Source organism: Paenibacillus sp. A3 (assembly GCF_001399685.1).
In the GTDB taxonomy this organism is placed as follows: domain Bacteria; phylum Bacillota; class Bacilli; order Paenibacillales; family NBRC-103111; genus Paenibacillus_G.
This window is the reverse complement of record NZ_JTHN01000080.1, coordinates 1-19998: the sequence shown is the minus strand read 5'-3', so window position 1 is coordinate 19998 and position 19998 is coordinate 1. Positions and strand designations below refer to the sequence as shown.

General features: G+C 54.8%; 21 protein-coding genes. 18 read left to right on the top strand and 3 right to left on the bottom strand.

The features are described 5' to 3' along the window. Positions 1-93 precede the first annotated feature (93 nt). From QJ48_RS11935 to QJ48_RS11885, 11 genes are all read left to right on the top strand, one after another. The gene (locus tag QJ48_RS11935) at positions 94-531 is read left to right on the top strand and encodes a GNAT family N-acetyltransferase (protein WP_054973821.1); all 438 of its coding nucleotides are present in this window, start codon (positions 94-96) and stop codon (positions 529-531) included. Between the two features lie 188 nt (positions 532-719). Further along, entirely contained in the window at positions 720-1271 is a 552-nt protein-coding gene (locus tag QJ48_RS11930) for a DUF402 domain-containing protein (RefSeq protein WP_054973820.1), read from the top strand. Positions 1272-1274: 3 nt separating this feature from the next. Then, the gene (lepB, locus tag QJ48_RS11925) at positions 1275-1871 is read left to right on the top strand and encodes a signal peptidase I (RefSeq protein WP_237762879.1); all 597 of its coding nucleotides are present in this window, start codon (positions 1275-1277) and stop codon (positions 1869-1871) included. Continuing rightward, positions 1871-3121 carry a tRNA epoxyqueuosine(34) reductase QueG gene (gene queG / locus QJ48_RS11920; protein ID WP_054973819.1) on the top strand — a complete coding sequence of 417 codons (1251 nt, stop codon included), beginning with the start codon at positions 1871-1873 and terminating at the stop codon, positions 3119-3121. The genes lepB and queG overlap by 1 nt, the downstream gene beginning before the upstream one ends. Then, a complete protein-coding gene (locus tag QJ48_RS11915; protein WP_054973818.1) occupies positions 3102-3635 on the top strand; it encodes a methylated-DNA--[protein]-cysteine S-methyltransferase in 534 nt (177 codons plus the stop codon). The genes queG and QJ48_RS11915 overlap by 20 nt, the downstream gene beginning before the upstream one ends. Beyond that, entirely contained in the window at positions 3632-4660 is a 1029-nt protein-coding gene (locus tag QJ48_RS11910; RefSeq protein WP_054973817.1) for an HD-GYP domain-containing protein, read from the top strand. Before QJ48_RS11915 ends, QJ48_RS11910 begins: the two co-directional genes overlap by 4 nt. Before the next feature lie 82 nt (positions 4661-4742). Continuing rightward, positions 4743-4958 (top strand): YneF family protein, encoded by a 216-nt coding sequence (locus tag QJ48_RS11905; RefSeq protein WP_054973816.1) that lies wholly within the window; start codon positions 4743-4745, stop codon positions 4956-4958. A 78-nt stretch (positions 4959-5036) separates the two neighbouring features. After that, positions 5037-5627: a GTP cyclohydrolase I FolE gene (folE, locus tag QJ48_RS11900; RefSeq protein ID WP_054973815.1), complete on the top strand. Its 591-nt coding sequence runs from the start codon at positions 5037-5039 to the stop codon at positions 5625-5627. 180 nt (positions 5628-5807) lie between these two features. Further along, entirely contained in the window at positions 5808-6386 is a 579-nt protein-coding gene (locus QJ48_RS11895; protein WP_054973814.1) for a TetR/AcrR family transcriptional regulator, read from the top strand. Positions 6387-6408: 22 nt separating this feature from the next. Next, positions 6409-6786 carry a multidrug efflux SMR transporter gene (locus QJ48_RS11890; RefSeq protein ID WP_054973813.1) on the top strand — a complete coding sequence of 126 codons (378 nt, stop codon included), beginning with the start codon at positions 6409-6411 and terminating at the stop codon, positions 6784-6786. A gap of 31 nt (positions 6787-6817) precedes the next feature. Beyond that, positions 6818-7246: a DUF5360 family protein gene (locus QJ48_RS11885; protein WP_054973812.1), complete on the top strand. Its 429-nt coding sequence runs from the start codon at positions 6818-6820 to the stop codon at positions 7244-7246. A 120-nt stretch (positions 7247-7366) separates the two neighbouring features. Here QJ48_RS11885 and QJ48_RS11880 read toward each other — a convergent pair whose 3' ends face one another. Beyond that, positions 7367-8617, bottom strand: coding sequence for a Fe-Mn family superoxide dismutase (locus tag QJ48_RS11880; RefSeq protein WP_054973811.1), 1251 nt, complete (start codon positions 8615-8617; stop codon positions 7367-7369). Positions 8618-8716: 99 nt separating this feature from the next. Next, on the bottom strand, positions 8717-9739 hold the full coding sequence (locus QJ48_RS11875) for an alpha/beta hydrolase (RefSeq protein ID WP_054973810.1): 1023 nt from the start codon (positions 9737-9739) through the stop codon (positions 8717-8719). A 373-nt stretch (positions 9740-10112) separates the two neighbouring features. On the opposite strand from QJ48_RS11875, the gene QJ48_RS11870 reads away from it, so the two are divergent. After that, a complete protein-coding gene (locus QJ48_RS11870; RefSeq protein WP_054973809.1) occupies positions 10113-10859 on the top strand; it encodes an IclR family transcriptional regulator in 747 nt (248 codons plus the stop codon). Between the two features lie 91 nt (positions 10860-10950). Here the strand turns inward: QJ48_RS11870 and acnA are convergent, their stop codons facing one another. Then, positions 10951-13656: an aconitate hydratase AcnA gene (acnA, locus tag QJ48_RS11865; RefSeq protein ID WP_054973808.1), complete on the bottom strand. Its 2706-nt coding sequence runs from the start codon at positions 13654-13656 to the stop codon at positions 10951-10953. A 233-nt stretch (positions 13657-13889) separates the two neighbouring features. Here acnA and QJ48_RS11860 point away from each other — a divergent pair, with 233 nt between their 5' ends. The 6 genes from QJ48_RS11860 to QJ48_RS11835 all read left to right on the top strand — a co-directional run bounded on the left by QJ48_RS11860 (position 13890) and on the right by QJ48_RS11835 (position 19664). Further along, entirely contained in the window at positions 13890-14912 is a 1023-nt protein-coding gene (locus QJ48_RS11860; protein WP_054973807.1) for an amidase domain-containing protein, read from the top strand. Positions 14913-15029: 117 nt separating this feature from the next. Next, complete coding sequence (locus QJ48_RS11855) at positions 15030-16160, top strand: D-alanine--D-alanine ligase (protein WP_054973806.1); 1131 nt, start codon at positions 15030-15032, stop codon at positions 16158-16160. Positions 16161-16248: 88 nt separating this feature from the next. Further along, on the top strand, positions 16249-16566 hold the full coding sequence (locus QJ48_RS11850) for a hypothetical protein (RefSeq protein WP_054973805.1): 318 nt from the start codon (positions 16249-16251) through the stop codon (positions 16564-16566). A 143-nt stretch (positions 16567-16709) separates the two neighbouring features. Beyond that, positions 16710-17702 carry a UV DNA damage repair endonuclease UvsE gene (uvsE, locus tag QJ48_RS11845; RefSeq protein ID WP_054973804.1) on the top strand — a complete coding sequence of 331 codons (993 nt, stop codon included), beginning with the start codon at positions 16710-16712 and terminating at the stop codon, positions 17700-17702. Between the two features lie 106 nt (positions 17703-17808). Continuing rightward, positions 17809-18576: an enoyl-ACP reductase FabI gene (gene fabI, locus QJ48_RS11840; RefSeq protein ID WP_054973843.1), complete on the top strand. Its 768-nt coding sequence runs from the start codon at positions 17809-17811 to the stop codon at positions 18574-18576. Positions 18577-18803: 227 nt separating this feature from the next. After that, positions 18804-19664 carry an inositol monophosphatase family protein gene (locus QJ48_RS11835; RefSeq protein ID WP_054973803.1) on the top strand — a complete coding sequence of 287 codons (861 nt, stop codon included), beginning with the start codon at positions 18804-18806 and terminating at the stop codon, positions 19662-19664. Positions 19665-19998 lie beyond the last annotated feature (334 nt).

The window sequence follows — 19998 nt, the reverse complement described above, 5'->3', positions numbered from 1 at the left end:
AGATTTTTTATCGTTTTTTTGAAAATTAGCAGGAATATTGCGTTATTTGTCGTATTTTATTATCTACCATATGAGTGGCGGGGAGAGTTTAACATGCTTGTAAGTTCGTATCTGGTTCGTACGTTTAAATTGTCCGATTACGTTTCAGTCACGGAGCTTTTCAGGAATGTGCTTTCAGAGGAATGTTACGAGGAGACGATGTCGGCTTTCGCCAGACAGTTGTCCTGGGACAGCGAGCTCGTCCTTGTCGCGGAAGACGAAGGCGCGATCGTCGGGGTCATCGTCGGAACGATCGATAACCAGGACGGCTACTACTATCGCATTGCCGTGGGGCAGGATTATCAGCGCAGAGGAATCGGCCAGAGCTTGATCGAGTCCCTTCGCCAGCGTTTTGTAGGACGCAAAGTGCGCCGCATAATGGTTACCATCGATGCGCACAACGAAGTGGTTATTCCCGTATACGAGAAAGCCGGCTATCAGGCGGAAGACTTTTCCCGGTTCCCGCAGCGGCTCAGCATTGTGAACGGCTGATATCGAGCAGAATCAAGCTTAACGAATCACACAAGCATACCCGGAGCCCCTCGGTTTCCCGGCTATGCTTTTTTTGTTTATTCGAAGATTACGGCTCTTGAAAGCGGTGCAACATAAGTTTATGCTAGTAGCAAGAGTAAGAAGCACGACAGTCAGTTGAAAACCGCAGGCAGAAGGGTTTGGACCACATGGAGACGTTTACCCCGCATGTCATCAAAAGCTTTAAACACGACGGGCACTTGCATCGCATGTGGCTTGAAAATTGGTTGGTGCCGGAACGTCTGCTGCATGAATCCCATCGGGCGGAGTCCATGCTGGTGCTGATTAACAGCCAGACGAAAATCGTCGAGGCCGACGGCAAAGAATGGGTCAGCCGCATTCCCGGAGTGTCTTTTTTTATCCCGGGGCAGTGGTTTAACGTAGTCGCGCTGATCGAGGAAGCCGGCGTCCGGTACTACTGCAACGTCGCTTCCCCGCCGTATGTGAACGGACGTGTCATTACCTATATCGATTACGATCTGGACGTGATTCGCATGCCGGCGGGCGATGTACATGTCGTCGATCGGGAAGAATACGAGCGGCACAAGCTCGCCTATCATTATTCCACCGTCGTGGAGAGCAAGGTCGAGCAGGGCTTGCAGCATTTGCTGGGGCGCGTAAAAGGCGCTAAAGCGCCGTTTCGGGACGAGCTGGTCCTATCCTATTATGAGCAGTGGAAAGAACGCGGAGCGGAGGGTTAGGATGTGAGCTTTTCTCTGAGCAACAACGAAAGCGAACGGACCGAAAGCTCGTCGGAAAGCCCGGTTAGCTCCAACCCTTTACGGGAGCTGCTGGGCTGGATGAAGTGGTTCGCGTTCGCGTTGGCCTTGGTCGTGCTCATGCATCAATTCGTGTTTCATTTGTCCACAGTCAAAGGGGAATCTATGCAGCCTACGCTGGAAGAGGGCGAATGGTTGTTTATCAATAAAACGATCCGATATGCCGGTACGCCGCCCAAGCGCGGAGACGTTGTGGTCATCCAGGAGCCGCCGGGAAGCGAATCCATGCATCCTTTTTTGGTGAAGCGGGTGGTAGCGGTGGCCGGAGACGAGGTCCATATCCGGGGCGGCAAGCTTTACGTCAACGGCAGCGAGGCGCAGGAAGCGTATACGGATTCCAGCATCGAGGACGGGCGCTTCGAGCCTTATACGGTTGCCGAAGGCCATCTGTTTGTCATGGGGGATAACCGACACCGGTATGCCAGCTACGATAGCCGTACCTTTGGCGCCATTCCGGTAACCCGGGTCATCGGACGGGCGGAATGGATCCTATGGCCGCCGCAAAAGTGGAGGAGCCTGTAATGGAAAAAGAAGACAGCAGGGCGGGAACGGAGCAGCAGAGCGAACGGTTTGCGGCGGCTGAGGAGCTGCAGCCAGCGGACTGGAGCCGGCTCAAGCAGCAGCTGCAAGCGGATGCGGCGAAGCTGGGCATTGACAAGATCGGCTTTGCGAGCGCCGATCCATTCGTCGAATTGAAGGATATTTTGATCCGGCACCGCGAGAAAGGGTTCGAATCCGGCTTCGAGGAGTCGGATATCGAGAAGCGTGTGGACCCGGCGCTGACGCTTGCGGAGCCCCGGTCCATTATTTCGATCGCGGTGGCGTACCCGTCGAAGCTGAGAAATGCGCCGCGGTCCGAGCCGGGGGCATACCGGGGCATTTTGTCCCGCTCCGCTTGGGGGCAGGACTACCATCACGTGCTGCGCAACCGGCTTGCAAGGCTCGAAGCCTGGATTCGCGAGCGGGTGCCCGGAGCGCGCACTGCGAGTCTGGTCGATACCGGAGCGCTTGTCGACCGGGCGGTGGCCGAGCGGGCCGGAATCGGCTGGGTCGGCAAAAATTGCTCCGTGATTACCCCGGAATGGGGCTCATGGGTTTACCTCGGCGAACTGATCACGAACGTGCCGTTTCCGCCGGATACGCCCGTGACCGAGAGCTGCGGCGATTGCACGCTTTGCATCGACGCCTGTCCGACCGGAGCGCTCGTCGGCCCCGGACAGCTTAACGCGCAGCGCTGCGTTTCGTTCCTCACACAGACGAAAGGGCTCATCGAGGACGACGAGCTGAAGCGCAAGATCGGCAACCGGCTGTACGGCTGCGATACGTGCCAGATCGTCTGCCCCAAAAATAAAGGCATTCACGCCGGACATCATCCGGAACTGCAGCCGGACCCCGAGATCGTCAAGCCGCTGCTGCTGCCGCTGCTCTCCATGTCGAACCGCGAGTTCAAAGCGCGGTTCGGCCACAGCGCCGCCGCTTGGCGCGGGCGCAAGCCGATTCAGCGCAACGCGATTCTCGCGCTGGGCAACTTCCGGGACGCGAGCAGCGTGCCGCAGCTCACAGAGCTGCTGCGGAAGGACGAGCGTCCCGAGATTCGCGGCACGGCCGCTTGGGCGCTTGGCCGCATCGGAGGCGAGGCTGCGCGCGAGGCGCTGGACGCCGCTTGGGAGACGGAGCGGGACGAGGCGGCCCGCCGGGAGATCGGCAAAGCGCGAGCGCAATTTACGGGAGAGCGACAGGGGGAAGAGCAGGATGACGATCCGATACGATGAAATCGATTCACCGATCGGCGTGTTGACGCTCGGCTGGAACGCGGGGCCTCAAGGCGGCTTGTGCCAGATCGAATTCGGCGCGTTCGCCGATGTCGAACCGAAGCTTCGCGCTTGGTCCGAGCAGCGGTTCGGCACGGGCGACTGGGTACGGGACCCCGGGACGCTATCCGAGGCGGTGGAGCAGCTGCAGGCTTATTTTGCCGGTACGAGACGAACGTTCGACCTGCCTCTGGATTTGCGCGGCACGCCGTTTCAAATTCAAGTATGGAAAGCGTTGGCCGATATTCCGTTCGGCGAAGTCTGGTCGTATAAAGACGTTGCGGTGCGGATCGGTTCGCCTAAAGCGGTACGAGCCGTAGGGGGAGCGAACAACCGCAATCCTGTCCCGATTATCGTGCCCTGTCACCGCGTGATCGGCGCAAGCGGCGCGATGGTCGGCTACGGCGGCGGACTGCACATTAAGACGTTTTTGCTTCAGCATGAAGGCTTTTCGGGGAAAGGGGCCCTAGCGTGAGATACGTGCATATCGAGAACGTCGAGTCCGGGCAATATTTGGGACGGACGATTTTTTCCGCTAACGGGGCGGTGCTGCTATCCGAAGGGGTGCAGCTAACCGTATTTATGATCACGACGCTGAAGCGGATCGGCGTGACGATGATTTATATTAAAGACCAGCAGTTCGACGATATCGAGCTCGCCGACCTCGTCTCGGAGGAGACGAAGCGGGCCGTGATGCAGCGGATGGGAGAGACGTTCGATTCGATCCGGTCCGGGAAAGATTTCAACACGAAGCATATCGGGGTAAGCATCGATTCGCTGCTGGACGAAATTATGAGAAACAAAGAAGTGCTGGTGCAGCTGTCGGATATCCGGACGCACGACAACGAAATGTACGTGCATGCGATCAATGTTTGCATGATGTCGACGCTGATCGGCATCAACATGGGGCTGTCGACAACGCAATTGAAGGAGCTTGCCATCGGCGCGCTGCTGCACGATGTCGGCAAGCTTGAGCTCGTGACGGACGATGAAAGCGGCGATCCGAGAAAGCATCATACGTGGCGCGGCTTTGAAGTGTTGAAGCATAAGCGGGAGCTCAGCTTGCTCATTGCGCACGTCGCTTTTCAACACCACGAGACGATGGACGGACAAGGTGTGCCGCGTCAGCTCCCGGGCGACGAAATTCATCTGTACCCGCGCATCGTTGCCGTAGCGGATACGTATGACAACCTGCTGTTCGATTTGTCCGAAGGCCGGCGGATGCTGCCGCACGATGCGTGCGAACGCATGATGGTGCTGGCGGGCGAGAAGCTGGACCGGGAGATCGTGATCCAGTTTTTGCGTACGGTGTCGGTTTATCCGACAGGCACGTCGGTCAAGCTGTCCACCCGGGAAACCGGCGTCGTGGTCGGTCAGCACCGGGGGCTGCCGGGCCGGCCTGTCATCCGTGTGGTCAAGGGCGGCGGAGACGATATGGAGGTCAAGGAAGTCGATCTGGCCAAGCTGACGACCGTGTTTATCGAAAGCGTCCTGATGTAGATGCAAATTGGTGTTTGTAACCGAGGCTTTGACATGCTATGATGAAGAAATGACATCCATCGTTTGAGGTGAAGGTACGATTATGTGGGGTTACGTCATTACCGCGGTTATCGCCCTTATTGCCGGAGGCGCGGCCGGATTTTTTATCGGCGTGCAGTACTTGCGCAAGCAGATTGAAAAAATGCAGAGCAATCCGGACATGCTGCAGCAGATGGCCAAGCAAATGGGGTACAACTTGAACAAGCAGCAGATGCAAAAAATGCAATCCATGATGAAGAAACAAAAGTTTCGTCCGTAAGCCCGAAAAGCCTGGTCGCGGGCTTTTCTTTCTATATTGGAACGGAAACTCCGGACGAATTCAGGAGGAGGATAACCTATGCCGGCCAAAGAATACAGAAATAGCCATGTTGCCGATAATCGGGAACAAGTCGAATATCATATCCGGGAGATTTTGCGCCTGATCGGCGAAGATCCGGACCGGGAAGGTCTGCTTGACACACCCGCGCGGGTAACCCGCATGTATGAAGAAATTTTTGCAGGCTATGAAGCGGACGTGAAGGATATTTTAGGCGTTGCCTTCGACGAGAAGCACGAGGAACTCGTCATTGTGAAGGATATCGTCTACTACAGCCAATGCGAGCATCATATGGCGCCGTTCTTCGGCAAAATCCATATCGGATACATTCCGAGCGGCAAAATTGCCGGGCTGAGCAAGTTCGCCCGTTTGGTTGAAGCGGTCACCCGCCGCCTCCAAGTGCAGGAGCGGATTACGTCGGAAATCGCCGACATCATCGAGACGGAGCTTGAGCCGCACGGCTGCATGGTCGTCGTCGAGGGCGAGCATTTGTGCATGTGCGCACGCGGCGTCAAGAAGCCGGGCAGCAAAACCGTGACCTCCGCCGTTCGCGGACTGTTCCGTACGGATGCGCCCGCACGCTCGGAGTTTTTATCACTTATCAAGGACTGAATTAGCGAAGAAGATGCAGGGGAACCTGCGTCTTTTTCTTTTTCCGGCGAGAGAAGAGCGGGAGACGAACCATTGACGACCGATGATGAGAGAAGTATACTTTTTATCATTGCTGGTACTGATAAAAATAATCTAGTACCAAATGGGATGATTGATTAACTTAAGGAAGAGGGATCGCCTGTGCGCGAACGTTTGCTGCAAGCCGCCATGGAGCTGATGAAGCGGAAGGGGCTGAAATTTACGATATCGGATTTGGCCGCCGAGCTGGGTACCAGCAAGCGTACGATTTACGAGCACTTCGAATCCAAAGAGCATATCATCGGCACGCTCGTCGATGAGGCGGTCTCGGAAGTAAAGCGAATCGAGCAAGGCATTTACCGGGACGAAAGCTTGTCCTGCGCCCAGAAGCTGAGCGCGATTTTGACGATTCTGCCCAAGGGGCTGCAGCTTGGCGACCACCGGCTGCTCTCGGACCTCAAGCGGTTCGCTCCGGACGAATGGTTGAAAGTCGACAGACTGCTTCAGGAAGAGTGGGGAACCGTCAGGGCGATTATCGAGGAGGGCGTTGCGGCCGGACACTTTCGGCCCGTTCATGTGCCGACGATCGTCCAACTGATGAAGGGAGCGTCCGTCTCCTTGTTTGACGCCGATTTTTTAATGAATACGGACTGTACGCTTGCAGGGGCGGTCCGAACGATGGCCGACGTTTTTGTGCAAGGATTGATTCCGGAAGGTCCGGGTCAGGAAATGGAGCAATAAATAGAAAAGGAATGATGTGCAGATGTATTGGTTATATTTGGGGGCAGCGATTGCCCTCGAAATCGCCGGAACGATTTCGATGAAATTTTCGCAAGGCTTTACGCGGCTGACGCCGTCGATTCTCATGGTCGTCTTTTACTTGCTGGCATTTACCGCGCTCAATTTCTCGCTGAAGCAAATTGACGTGAGCGTGGCGTACGCGATATGGTCGGGTCTTGGAACGGCGGTTATTGCGGTGATCGGGTATTTGTATTTTAACGAGTCAATGTCGCTGTTAAAAGCCGGTTCTATCGTCCTGATCATCCTCGGCGTCATCGGACTGAACTTGGGCGGAGGGGCTCACGGAAGCTCGGCCGGTGCTATATCGGAAAGCGCCCCTGCGTCAAAGCAGCAGGGATAGGATTAAATAGCCATGGGAAAAGGGGATAAAAATGCGGCTTAAGGCGCTAAGGGCGTTATTTTGGATCACAGACATCGGATTTTTGTTGTATTGGGGAATTACCGCCCTGAAGCTTATTCCTCCGGAATGGCTGTATAACGACTACACCAACCCGATTCTGGTTGCGTGGAACTGGTCGTTTATGCCCATTGACCTGTTCATCTCCCTCACCGGTCTGTACAGCCTGTATCTGTATGGAAAAGGCCGGAGCGCGTGGATCGGCTGGTCGCTGATCTCGCTTAGTTTAACATTCAGCTCCGGACTGCTGGCCATTTCGTTCTGGGCCGTTCGCGGCGAATTCGATCCGGCATGGTGGACCCCGAATGTCTACTTGATGCTGTATCCGCTGTTCTTCATTCCCTGGCTCATTTCGATGCTGGGTTCCGGCAAGCAGACCCGCACCACTTCCGCCCTGGGATAAGCCCTTCGACAAGGAATGTCTCTACATGGATGCGGCAATCCCCGGACCGACACCTTTCGCAGCGCGTTGTCATTTGACTTCACATGCGGACCGGATATAACGGCCGGGGATTCGTTATGTTTAATAAGGCAGCCACATCAATTGACGGGCAGCCGCAAACCGTTCGTTAACATGGTCCCAATTCACCGTATTCCACCAAGCTTCAATATATTTGGGCCGTTCGTTCTTGTATTTGAGGTAATACGCGTGCTCCCATACATCCAGCACGAGCAGCGGAATGACGTCCCATTGCGACAAGTTTTGATGCTTCTCCGCCTGCAAAATTTCCAGCCGGTGGCTGCGCGGGCTCCAGACCAGAATGGCCCAGCCGCCGCCCTCCACTTTATCCGCCGCTGCGCTGAATTGCTTGCGAAACCCTTCGTAAGAGCCGAACGATTTTTTAATCTCCGCCGCGATCGGCCCCGTCGCTTTTCCGCCGCCGCCCGGCTTCATCACATTCCAGAAAATCGTATGCAAGTAGTGTCCCGCTCCGTTGAACGCCGCTTCCCTTTCCCAATGCTTCACCAGCGAAAAGTCTCCCGTTTCCCTCGCACGCGCAAGCATGCTCTCGGCTTTATTTAGCCCTTCAACATAGCTTTTGTGGTGCTTATCGTGATGCAGCCGCATCGTTTCCGCGTCGATATACGGCTCCAGCGCATTGTAGGCATAGGGCAGAGGCGGCAGCTTGTGGCCTCCGATCGGTACGGGTCTTGAATAGGGTGATTGGGGGCGTTCTCCCGCCCACGTGCCTTCCTGCGTCGCCGTTAGCTGGTTTAGGTCGATGGGAGACGGCTCGCTTTCGCTGCGCCATAAGTGGATATGCGCTTGCTCCTCGTCCGGAGCACGGTGCTCTGTCGCTGCATCCGGTGCATCGGCTGTATCCTCGGAACGAAACTCCTCGTATCCTTCAGACGTGCTTTGGACCGCATGCAGAACGCCGAGGAAATATTCGGATTCGCGTATGATGTGCAAGAACACGGTTTGGACGACCGGATTCGCCCGAACCGGACGGCTTCGTTCCAGAATGAGAAACAAATGCCGGATGAATTCCTTCGATTGGGCAATGGACGCATAGAGCAGCTCGTTAACTTTGTCGACGATATACGGACTGACCGGGGGCTTGGCCCGCAGCACGGCCTCGATCCATTGCTGGCTGGCGGCTTCCGTCTGCGCAAGCACGCCTTCCCATTGCTGCAGCAGTGCGGCATACTCCGGCTCGAGCTTCGGCACCAGTTCGCGGATGACGACCGTATGTTCCCTCTCCTGCATTTTCCAGAACCGAATTTCCTCCAGCACCCTGAGCGGCATCAGGGAACCGTAAACGTACAGCATACGCAAAAACCTCCCCGTCGTTCGGCTTTATCCGGCTTTTGCGACCGGACGCTACAGGAACATTGTATTCGGGGAGGTGTACAGCTATGTTTGATTTGTCTAACGGGCTTTATTGTACTTCTGCGGTTGTGCCGGAGCGGAGGACAACGTACGGAGGAAACCGGTCGTCATCTGCAGATAGCTTTTGCTGTGAGCGCGGTAGATGAGCTCGTGCCCGTCGTTCTCCAGCAGCCACAGCGAGGAGCCGGAGTCCGCTTTTTGCTTCTGGAAGATCCCTTCCGCCATTTCGTACGGGGCCCTTAAATCTTTCTTGCCGTGGATGAAGAAAATCGGCATCGAATACTGCGTCTCTTTCACTTTGTCATAAGGCACTTGGTTCAAGCTGACTCCATTGATCAGCGGGAAGAACATATGCACAAGGCTTTGAGAAAACTTCGGCAAATTTGCTGCTTGTTTCATGTTATGGTACAGGGTGTCCGGTTCGAGCACGAAGGTGCTGTCCAGAATCATCCCGTCGATGTCTTTTGTTTGCAGTGCGGCTTGCAGAGCCGTTCCGGCTCCCATCGAGAAGCCCCAGACGAACACTTTTTCGGCTCCCCGGTCCTTCGCGTACTGGACGGCGCCCAGCAGCTCTTGCGATTCGCGTAAACCGCCAGTCACATTCCACTGAGGCTGGACGTAGCCGTAATCGAACATCAGCACGTTGTAGCCCATACCGTGGGCTGCCTTAGCCAAATCGTAGATGGGCACCCAGATTTCTTCGCGATTCCCGCCGTAGCCGTGCGAGAACACAACCGTTTGCCGGGCAGCTGCTGTTCCCGCGTTCGACGGGATGTACCAGCCGGACAGGTTGGAGGAGGCATTCAGACTTGGAAATTGCACGTCCTCGTAAGCGGCGCCGAAGGCGACGGCGGGATTCGAACGCAGCGGATCGATATGCGGCCGGACCAGCGTCCAAGCAATATAAGCGTGGAAGGCCATCGCTAAGCTGAACAGCAGAAGCAGAACGGACAGCAGAGCGAGAAGCAGACCCCGGTGCCTTCTGAGGAAGGTGGTACGTTTGATAGCGCTTTCAACCGTAGTGGTGTTTAAAGGTACGGGTGAATAAGAATTGGTTTCCATGCCGGATCCCTCCCATTGAAACTAAGATGACTGCCTGTAGCGGATGACGTCGGATACGGCCCTAGTAACGATTTGAAAACGCAGCTTTTATCCGAACGATCGGAGGGAAAAACTTGCGATATACATTTGCGGTCAGATCCGAAAATTCAAGGCTTGTAAGATCCTTATATTTTTATAGTATAGGGAGAATGGCCGGGCGTCAATATTGCGCGAAAAATGTAAACTTTCTGTAATCTCCCTGTAACATCGGTTGTTACAACTACTGGAAAAACAATATTTTATTGAAGAAGGAACGACCTTCATATAGGAAAACGCGTGTAAATCGGCTATAATAGATTTCAACCAGTGAAACGGATTTTCGGGGAGTGGGAATATGGTCGAAGATGGCAAACTAACCGTTCGCGCTGTCGAACGGGCTCTGGATATATTGCTTTGCTTTACGGAAGCGGAAGATTTGAACTTAACGGAAATTTCCGCAAGGGTCGGGCTGCACAAAAGCACGGTCCACCGGCTGCTGGCCTCGCTGGAAGGCAAAGGCTTCATCATCCGCGACCCGGCCTCGGAGCGGTATCGTCTCGGCTTTCGCATTTGGGAGCTAAGCGCTAATTTGACGCACAGCGACGATCCGGCGCTGATCGTGCTGCCGGAGATGGAACGGCTGCGCGATCAAGTCGGCGAGACCGTCAGCCTGTACGTGCGCGACGGCATGGAGCGCGTCCGTGTGCAGGCGGTTCAGAGCAACCAGGCAATCCGCCGGGTGGCTCCGATCGGGGCCAGACTGCCGCTGTCCGTCGGCGCGTCGAGCAAGATCCTCGTCGCCTTCGCCGATCCGGACGAGCAGCAGCAGCTGCTGCTCGATCCGTCCTGGCCGACGGGGGGTTCTCCAGCCGCTTATTTGCAGCAGCTGGAGGAAGTCAAGACGCTGGGTTACGCCACCAGCGTCGAGGAGCGCGAACCCGGCGCCGCGGCGGTGGCGGCGCCGATCTTCGGCCGCGCCCAGCGGCTGGTTGCCGCTCTCGCGGTGTCGGGGCCGGCCAACCGGCTGACGCTCAAGAAGATGAAGGAGCATGCGCCTGCCTTGATGGAGGCCGCCCGCAGGATGGGCAAGATGCTGAAGTAATCGGCGGATTCTGCTTCATATAGCCAAAAAAGAAGCCCCAAAGCCTCGCGAGGAGGATATTGGGGCTTCTTTGCATATGGAAGGCTTCGTTTTAGGCCATGATTTGACGCAGGACAGTTTGCAGAATACCGCCGTTGCGGTAGTAATCGACATCCACGTAGCTGTCCAGACGCACGATCGCTTCGAAGCTGAAGCTCGAGCCGTCTTCGCGCGTGACGTTGACGGATACTTTTTGACCCGGCTGTACGTCGTTGCTCAGACCCGTAATGTCGAACGTTTCTCTGCCGGTCAAGCCGAGCGATGTCCAGCTTTGACCTTCCGAGAATTGCAGCGGAAGCACGCCCATGCCGACGAGGTTGGAACGGTGGATCCGCTCGAAGCTTTCCGCGATGACGGCTTTCACGCCGAGCAGGAACGTTCCTTTTGCCGCCCAGTCGCGGGAACTGCCTGTGCCGTATTCTTTACCGGCAATAACGACGAGGTTCGTGCCTTGCTCTTGATACTTCATCGAAGCATCGTAGATGGACATGACTTCGCCGGTCGGCAGGTAAGTCGTTACGCCGCCCTCGGTGCCCGGTGCCACTTGGTTGCGGATACGGATGTTCGCAAACGTACCGCGCATCATGACATCGTGGTTACCGCGGCGGGAACCGTAGGAGTTGAAGTCTTCTTTCTTCACGCCATGCTCGATCAAGTATTTGCCGGCAGGGCTATCGGCCTTGATGTTACCCGCAGGCGAGATATGGTCCGTCGTGACGGAATCGCCGAGCAGCGCAAGCGTCTTGGCTCCGCGGATATCCGCAATATCCGACAGTCCGGCGCCCAGGTTCTCGAAGAACGGCGGGTTCGCGATATACGTGGAAGTCGGCCATTCGTACAGCTCGCCTTCCGGTACCTGGATCGCGTTGAAGCGCTCGTTGGAGCGGAATACGTTAGCATATTTTTCACGGTACAGCGCAGGGCTCATTGCGGATTGGATCGCTTCTTGAATCTCCTGCGATGTCGGCCAGATGTCTTTCAGGTAAACCGGCTCGTTCTTTTGGTTGTAGCCGATCGGATCGTTCGCCAGATCGATGTTGACCGTACCGGCCAAAGCATAAGCGACGACCAGCGGCGGAGAAGCCAGGTAGTTGGCTTTTACTTGAGCATGAACGCGGCCTTCGAAGTTCCGGTTGCCGGAAAGTACGGCAGCTACGGTCATATCGTTGTCGGCGATCGCTTTGCTGACTTCGTCCGGCAGCGGACCGGAGTTACCGATGCACGTTGCGCAGCCGTAGCCGGCGACGTGGAAGCCGAGCGCTTCGAGCGACTCAAGCAAACCGGCTTTTTTCAAGTAGTCGGTAACGACCAGGGAGCCCGGCGTCAAGCTGCTTTTGACGTAGCCCGGTTTTCTGAGGCCGAGAGCTACCGCTTTTTTCGCAACGAGACCGGCGCCCAGCATAACGCTTGGGTTGGACGTATTGGTACAGGAAGTGATCGCTGCGATAACGACGGCGCCTGTGCCCATTTTGCTCGTTTCGTTGTTCGGATGCTTCACTTCGACCGTTTCCGCGATTTTCTCGTCGGACAAGCCGTAGCCGCCTTTTTCGATCGGAGTGCGGATGATGCTGTTGAACGATTCCTTCATGTTCGTCAGCTCGACGCGGTCTTGCGGACGCTTCGGACCGGCCAAGCTCGGAACGACCGAACCGAGGTCAAGCTCCAGTGTATCGCTGAACACCGGATCCGGCGTTGCGTCGGTGCGGAACATGCCTTGCTCTTTATAGTAAGCTTCGACAAGCGCGATTTGCTCTTCGCTGCGGCCCGTGCCTCTCATGTAGTTCAAGGACTCGGAGTCAACCGGGAAGAAGCCGATCGTTGCGCCGTATTCCGGAGCCATGTTCGCTACCGTCGCACGGTCTGCCAAGCTGATGTTGCTCAGGCCTGGGCCGTAGAATTCGACGAACTTGCCGACAACGCCTTTTTTGCGCAGCATTTGGGTTACGGTCAGCGCGAGGTCGGTTGCCGTAGCACCTTCCGCCAGCGTACCGGTCAGCTTGAAGCCGATAACTTCCGGCGTTACGAAATACAGCGGTTGGCCCAGCATGCCTGCTTCGGCCTCGATACCGCCGACGCCCCAGCCAACGATACCCAAACCGTTGATCATCGTCGTATGAGAGTCCGTACCGACGAGGGAATCCGGATAAACTTCCGTTTCGCCGTCAACGGTTTTCGTTGCTGCGACGGATGCGAGGTACTCAAGGTTAACTTGGTGAACGATACCGGTATCCGGCGGCACGGCGCGGAAGTTGTCAAACGCCGTTTGCGCCCAGCGCAGGAAGCGGTAGCGCTCCTCGTTGCGTTCGAATTCGATGCGTTCGTTATATTCGAGTGCGTCCGGGGAACCGAAGGCATCAACCATAACCGAGTGGTCGATAACGAGGTCAACCGGAACAAGCGGGTTGATCCGTTTCGGGTCGCCGCCCGCCCGTTTCATCGTATCTCTCATGGCTGCCAGGTCGACGACAACCGGTACGCCGGTGAAGTCCTGCAGCACGATCCGTGCCGGAATGAACGGAATTTCTTTGTTGGCGTCGCGTTCGGAAGCCCAGCCGGCGATTTGTTTCACGTGCTCTGCCGTGATCGCCTTGCCGTCGAATTGACGGATCGCCGCTTCAAGCAGAACTTTAATGGAGAAAGGCAGATTTTGCACATGGCCGTTGCCTTGCGCTTCAAACGCCTGCAGGCTGTAGTAGTTGTACGATTGACCGCCAACGTTCAGCTGCTTGCGGACCGAGAATTGGTCTTTTTTAGACATGGTGCTATTCCTCCTTAGACAATAATCAGCTGCATGGATCTTGTTTCATCGTATGAAACTTGATTTCATTATTAGCCATAGCTATAGTATACATGCTGAAAGGCCGTTTCGTAAAGGTTGATTTCGCTCATTTTTATACGGCGGCGCGCATACCATGGGAATGAATGTTTTCTGTCCTGTTGAAATAAATCGACCTTAGCCGTACAGGCTTCCGATGAAAGGGGACCGATGCCGTGTCTTGGAAAACGACCCTCTACGACTATGTACATCATCGCAATCAAATGGACATCGATTATTCCGTGGAACCGATGCTGCCCTTTGTGGAGGATGCCGCCTATTTGCGTGCGCAGACCGAGAGGCTTGCCCGGCGGGCGGATACCGACCGTGAGCGGCAATTCCTACCAACCAAAAGCGAAACCCGGCTCACCGTCGATCAAGTGGCGGAGCGCGGAGACAGCATCGTAGCCGACGTCACCCTCAGACGGACGACTGTCGGCGAGATTCGGCAGGTCCTCCACGAAGAGCAGCGGATCGAACAGGAGCGGATCACCCTTTCCCCGGCGTCGGACGGCTGGGCCGTTGTGCATATCGAATATCTTCAGACGGAGCAGGCTTTACGTCTAAAACCTTCGGTTGCGGGCGGGATCATGCAGGCGGAAGATTCGTTTGCCGCCGTCGGGTTAATGCGTGCACCTTCCGTACCGTATTTGAACACTCAAATCATTTCCGATTTCCAGCAAGCCGCCGCCCGCACCCCTTACAACCGGGTCGAAGCGGTGCGTTACGCCGACCAGTGGTGGGACAGAACAAATCCGGCCTATCTTGCTTTTGAAGTCAACTGCAGCAATTACGTGTCCCAATGCATCTTTGCAGGCGGAGCGCCTATGAACTATACTGGTAAAAGGGATTCGGGCTGGTGGTACAAAGGCCGGGTCGGCGGTCAGGAGCTCTGGAGCTTCAGTTGGGCCGTAGCCGAAAGTCTGCAGTTTTATTTGCTGACAAGCCGCAGAGGGCTGCGGGCCCAAGAAGTGGCCAATCCGCAGCAGCTCGATTTGGGCGATATCATAAGCTACGACTGGGACGGCGACGGCCGGTATCAGCATACCACCATTGTTACCGCCAAGGACCCAAGCGGCATGCCGCTTGTCAATGCTCAGACGATCAACAGCAAGCATCGGTACTGGAGCTATACGGATTCTCCGGCTTGGACGAAGCGAACGCGCTACCGTTTCCTGCATTTATCCGATTCCTTTTAATCTTCCGAATTTGGCAGTGCCGTAGCTTAGGCTTCGCTTTTCTGCCATCGGCCATGCACGGAGCCTGCTTTTTCATGATTTTAGACGGCTTGGATCAACATACTTCCGGAGGTTTTTATGAGCGACAAAATACGTGTAGGCTTGATTTACGGCGGCAAATCCGGGGAGCATGAAGTCTCGCTCCAAACGGCACTGGCCGTCATCAAAGCATTCGACTTGAACAAATACGAGGTGCAGCCGTTTTACATAACCAAGCAAGGGGACTGGCATGCGGGACCGCAGCTTACAGCGCCGGCCGAATCGGTCGAAGCGCTTGCGTTCGATGGCTCGTCCGAATCTTCGGGAGAGTTTGCCCTTCAGCCGTTTTTTGCCGCCCGGCCGGCTTCTCCCGACGCGCGGATCAAGGTGTTGGGCGCTTCCGCGCCGTCCGCCCCGCTGGATGTCGTATTCCCGTTGCTGCACGGCACGTTCGGCGAAGACGGCACCATTCAGGGGCTGCTCGAAATGGCGAATATCGCCTACGTAGGCGCCGGCGTCCTGGCTTCGTCCGTAGGCATGGACAAAATCGCCATGAAAAAAATATTTGCCCAGGAAGGCCTGCCTCAATGCGTTTTCCGCCACTTCACGCGAAACCAGTGGGAAAAAGACAACAGCTATTTCCTGATGGAAATTGAAATCTCGATCGGGTATCCCTGCTTCGTCAAGCCGGCCAATCTCGGATCGAGCGTCGGCGTAAGCAAGGCGCGCAACCGCGAAGAGTTGCTTGCCGCCGTCAATCAAGCGTTTCGTTACGACCGCAAGGTCATTGTCGAAGAGTTCGTGAATGCCCGCGAGGTGGAAGTGGCGGTGCTCGGCAACGACGAGCCGCAAGCTTCCGTCGTCGGTGAGATCGTATCTTCGAGCGAGTTTTACGATTACAAGGCCAAATATGTCGACGGCACGTCGTCGATGATTATTCCAGCCGAAATTCCGCAAGAGACGGCGGAAGAAATTAGGGAGCTCGCTCTTCGGGCTTTCACGGCTATCGACGGTTCGGGCTTGTCCCGCGTCGATTTCTTCCTGCGGAAAGAAGACAACAGAATCTTCATTAATGAAATAAACACTATGCCGGGCTTCACTCCTTACAGTATGTATCCGCTATTGTGGCGCGAGAGCGGGAAGCCTTACAGCGAGCTGATCGACGACTTAATTCGTCTCGCGCTGGAGCGTCACGCCGAGAAGCAGCGCTTGGAGTATACCTTGGACTAACCTTCGGCGGAGCCTGAGCCGCCGGACTTGCTTTTGTCTTCCCAGGTTCGATATGCTTAAGCAAAAGACGGCTGAAAGGAGCGAATTCATGGGATTTCAAACTGAGTTCAATTCTGTATGCAAATTCAAATCCGAACAAGAGTTGTTCGAGCTGCTGGAGTACGGCCGCGGCAAAATGATGAAAAGCGGCTTCCGCGTGTTTCCTACCGGACAGAAAGTCATTGCCTATACGCCGGATAACCAAGCCATTGCCATCGTCAAAATTTTGGCCTCCATCGCCGAAATTAATTTTCAGGGCGAAGAAGTGACACAGGTCGAGATGGAGCTGGTTCGCAAGCTAAACGAGGAGGAAGCACGAATCCAGACGTCGTTGGCACACGAAATGTTTTTCGGAGATCGGGCGTAGACTGTCCATTCACCGACCCTTCATAATATTATGGTGCTTAAACCTTACAAGGGCAGCATCCTTTTCCAGCCATGGAAGAGGGTGCTTTTTTGTTTCCGGGGACAAGCTATGGAGTAATTAACTCTCGGGAGCGTGATTGTATCGTGATCGTGCGTCTTGGTTACGTAGCCATGTCCATGATGGTTCAGAATGCCTCGCCTTCCAAAACGATGACTTATACCAACTTTGCCAAGCTCGACGACCGGGATGCGGCGCTTCGCAAGCTGGAACGGATTGCCGCCGAGAACCTTCATAACACGCTCCGGCTTCTAAAGCATAACCGAGCGCATGACATCGAGCTTTACCGCTGCTCCTCCAGGCTGATTCCCTTAATTGGCCACGAGATGCTTGGCGACTGGGACCCGATGGAAGAACTGGCGGAATCGTTTGCGGAAATCGGCAGCTATGCCCGGGAGCATCGGATGCGAATCAGTTTTCATCCCGATCATTTTACGGTATTAAGCACTCCGCGGGAGGAGGTGCTGCGGCACTCTTTCGCCGATCTGGATCGTCATGTCCGCATGCTGGAAGCGATGGGATTGGACGCGTCAGCGAAGTGCAACATTCATGTCGGGGGCACATACGGCAACAAAAAAACGGCAAGAGAACGGTTCATTCGCAATTTCGATGCTCTGGAGGAGCGGATTCGGGAGCGGATGACGCTGGAGAACGACGACAAGACGTTTACCGCCCTCGAAACCTTGGAGGTATGCGAGGAGGTCGGCGTTCCGATGGTGCTTGACATTCATCACGACCTAGTGAACCGGAGCGAAGAGGCGGCGGAAGAGCTATGGCCGAGGATTCAGCGGACATGGCAAGGTCAGAAAGCGCAGGCAAATACCGCGGCTCCTCCGCGCGAATTGCCGCCCAAAATTCATGTCTCCAGTCCCAAAAGCGAAAAAGATCCTCGCGGCCATGCCGATTTCATCGATACCGGGATTCTCATGCCCTTTTTGCGTGCCATCGCCCCGACAACGCCTCGGCTCGATATCATGCTTGAAGCCAAGAAGAAAGATGAAGCGCTGTTTCATCTTATGGAAGCGATCGGCCGGGAAGAAGGGATTACGGTATTGTCCCAAGCCTCGTTTGAGCTGTAATTTCGACGAATCCGCCACACTTGAAATCTTTGTTGAAATAAAGTACGTTGAGAAGGGAGAAAGTTGTCCGAGCCCTATTTTATGGATGAGAGGGGAACTGATGGATATGAACTTGGTTGCCGGCAAAAACATATTGGTCATGGGGGTCGCTAACGACCGCAGCATTGCCTGGGCGATTGCGCAATCTTTGGCGAGCCACGGTGCAAGACTTGTTTTTACATATGAAAGCGAACGGGTTGAGGAGCGGGTGCGGAAGTTGGCCGATACGATTCCGAACTCCGTCGTCCTGCCATGCAACGTTACTTCCGACGAAGATATCGAAAAGCTGGCCGGAGGCCTGAAAGAACAGTTTGGCGTACTGCACGGCATTGTGCACAGCATCGCTTTTGCACGCGCGGAGGAGCTGGAAGGGCTGTTCGTCAATACATCGAGAGATGGCTTCGCGTTAGCACATGATATAAGCGCCTACTCCCTGGTGGCCGTGGCCCAGAAGCTTTACCCGCTTATGTCCGAAGGCGGCAGCATTATGACCATGACGTACTTGGGCGCCGAACGCGCTATGAAAAACTATAACGTGATGGGGATCGCCAAAGCGGCGCTCGAAGCCAGCGTACGTTATTTGGCGAACGATCTCGGCCAATATAACATTCGTGTCAATGCCATATCGGCAGGTCCGATCCGCACACTCGCAGCGAAAGGCATCAAAGATTTCAACTCCATCCTGAAAACCGTCGAGGAAAAAGCTCCCCTGCGCCGCACGACCGAAACCGCCGAGGTCGGAGATACGGCTCTCTTCTTAATGAGCCATCTGTCCCGCGGGATTACGGGAGAAGTGATTTATGTCGACGGCGGTTACCATATTGTCGGCGTTTAATATTCCAGTTTGTAACCCAACCATCCGTCATATCGGCGGGTGGTTTTCTTGTATAAATTAGGTGTTTTGGAAAAATCAAGGTTTTGTCACATTTAACTGTCTGTCTGGACGAAACTCCGTAGCATATTTTACGTATATTAACTATACTGATACTATTCGATCTGTTGCCATGTCACTAGGATTGAAAAATACTTCTATTTATTGGTATAGAAAAGGAATGATTAGTAATGACCAATTCCAACATCCCCTCCTTTGCTGTCGGCAGCAAAAGCTTTACCGCGGTCGCAATTAACATCGCTTCCAAAGCGGGAGAATGGATTCAAAGCAAACTTGGAGACTTCAACAAGCTGCAAACCAAATATTCGTCCCACGATCTTGTCACGGAAGTTGATAAGGGCGCTGAAACGATGATTCGCAATTTGATACAGACGCATTTTCCTCATCACGTTGTTTTGGGCGAGGAAGGAGTCGCTCCCGGTCCCGAAGCTTCCAAGCGAGCGCTGGAGCAGCTGAGAGACGCCGAATATTTGTGGATCGTCGATCCGTTGGATGGCACGACAAATTTCGTTCACGGCTTTCCCTTCTTCTCCATATCGCTGGCGCTTGCTCATAAAGGCGAGGTCATTGTCGGCGTTGTTTACAATCCCGTTCATAACGAATTGTATGTCGCCGAGAAAGGAAAAGGCGCTTATCTCAAAGGAAAGCGTATGCAAGTTTCTTCCGAAACGAAGCTTATCGACAGTCTGGTTGCCACCGGATTCCCTGCGGATCGGGCGGGCGCCCTGCCGGTGAACATGCGCGGCGTTCAAGCATTGGCTCCTAAAGTAAGGAATCTTCGCGTGGCGGGATCTGCGGCTCTGCATATGGCCTATGTAGCTGCAGGGCGATTGAGCGGTTTTTGGGAAATCGGATTAAATTCTTGGGATATGGCTGCCGGAGCGCTGCTCATTTCCGAGTCGGGCGGCAAGGTTACGGATACGGAAGGCAAGCCGTACAGCTTGCATGTCCGCGATGTTCTGGCTACGAATGGTCATATTCACGACGAAATCCAGCACGAGCTGTCGGCAGCTTCGGCCACCGGAATTTAAAGCGATATTTCTGACTTAAGATACAAACCAACGATGGTTTGTATCTTTTTTATGTAGAGGGGTTGATTTTCGATTTGAGCCATGGTATATTAGTCTTCCGGCCATGAGCTGGGGCATCGCAAACTGGTGCAAGGACAAGCTTTTGAAGAGTTTCGAAAAAAAACTTTAAAAAAAGTACTTGCATTACAGGTTGAAGATGTGGTATATTAAAGAGGTCGCTTTCGACGGGTTGTAAAACGAAGTCGAAACATGACGAACAACATCATTGCCCTTTGAAAACTGAACATCGAGTGAGTGTCATAAAGAGAATGCAAGTTCTCGTCAGTAGTAACTT

Coding starts and splice junctions, on each gene's coding strand:
- QJ48_RS11885 (WP_054973812.1), top strand. CDS start 6,818: ATGCGGCTTAAGGCGCTAAGGGCGTTATTTTGGATCACAGACATCGGA.
- QJ48_RS11880 (WP_054973811.1), bottom strand. CDS start 8,617: ATGCTGTACGTTTACGGTTCCCTGATGCCGCTCAGGGTGCTGGAGGAA.
- QJ48_RS11875 (WP_054973810.1), bottom strand. CDS start 9,739: ATGGAAACCAATTCTTATTCACCCGTACCTTTAAACACCACTACGGTT.
- fabI (WP_054973843.1), top strand. CDS start 17,809: ATGAACTTGGTTGCCGGCAAAAACATATTGGTCATGGGGGTCGCTAAC.
- QJ48_RS11835 (WP_054973803.1), top strand. CDS start 18,804: ATGACCAATTCCAACATCCCCTCCTTTGCTGTCGGCAGCAAAAGCTTT.
- QJ48_RS11870 (WP_054973809.1), top strand. CDS start 10,113: ATGGTCGAAGATGGCAAACTAACCGTTCGCGCTGTCGAACGGGCTCTG.
- folE (WP_054973815.1), top strand. CDS start 5,037: ATGCCGGCCAAAGAATACAGAAATAGCCATGTTGCCGATAATCGGGAA.
- QJ48_RS11855 (WP_054973806.1), top strand. CDS start 15,030: ATGAGCGACAAAATACGTGTAGGCTTGATTTACGGCGGCAAATCCGGG.
- QJ48_RS11935 (WP_054973821.1), top strand. CDS start 94: ATGCTTGTAAGTTCGTATCTGGTTCGTACGTTTAAATTGTCCGATTAC.
- QJ48_RS11930 (WP_054973820.1), top strand. CDS start 720: ATGGAGACGTTTACCCCGCATGTCATCAAAAGCTTTAAACACGACGGG.
- queG (WP_054973819.1), top strand. CDS start 1,871: ATGGAAAAAGAAGACAGCAGGGCGGGAACGGAGCAGCAGAGCGAACGG.
- QJ48_RS11890 (WP_054973813.1), top strand. CDS start 6,409: ATGTATTGGTTATATTTGGGGGCAGCGATTGCCCTCGAAATCGCCGGA.
- QJ48_RS11905 (WP_054973816.1), top strand. CDS start 4,743: ATGTGGGGTTACGTCATTACCGCGGTTATCGCCCTTATTGCCGGAGGC.
- acnA (WP_054973808.1), bottom strand. CDS start 13,656: ATGTCTAAAAAAGACCAATTCTCGGTCCGCAAGCAGCTGAACGTTGGC.
- QJ48_RS11850 (WP_054973805.1), top strand. CDS start 16,249: ATGGGATTTCAAACTGAGTTCAATTCTGTATGCAAATTCAAATCCGAA.
- QJ48_RS11915 (WP_054973818.1), top strand. CDS start 3,102: ATGACGATCCGATACGATGAAATCGATTCACCGATCGGCGTGTTGACG.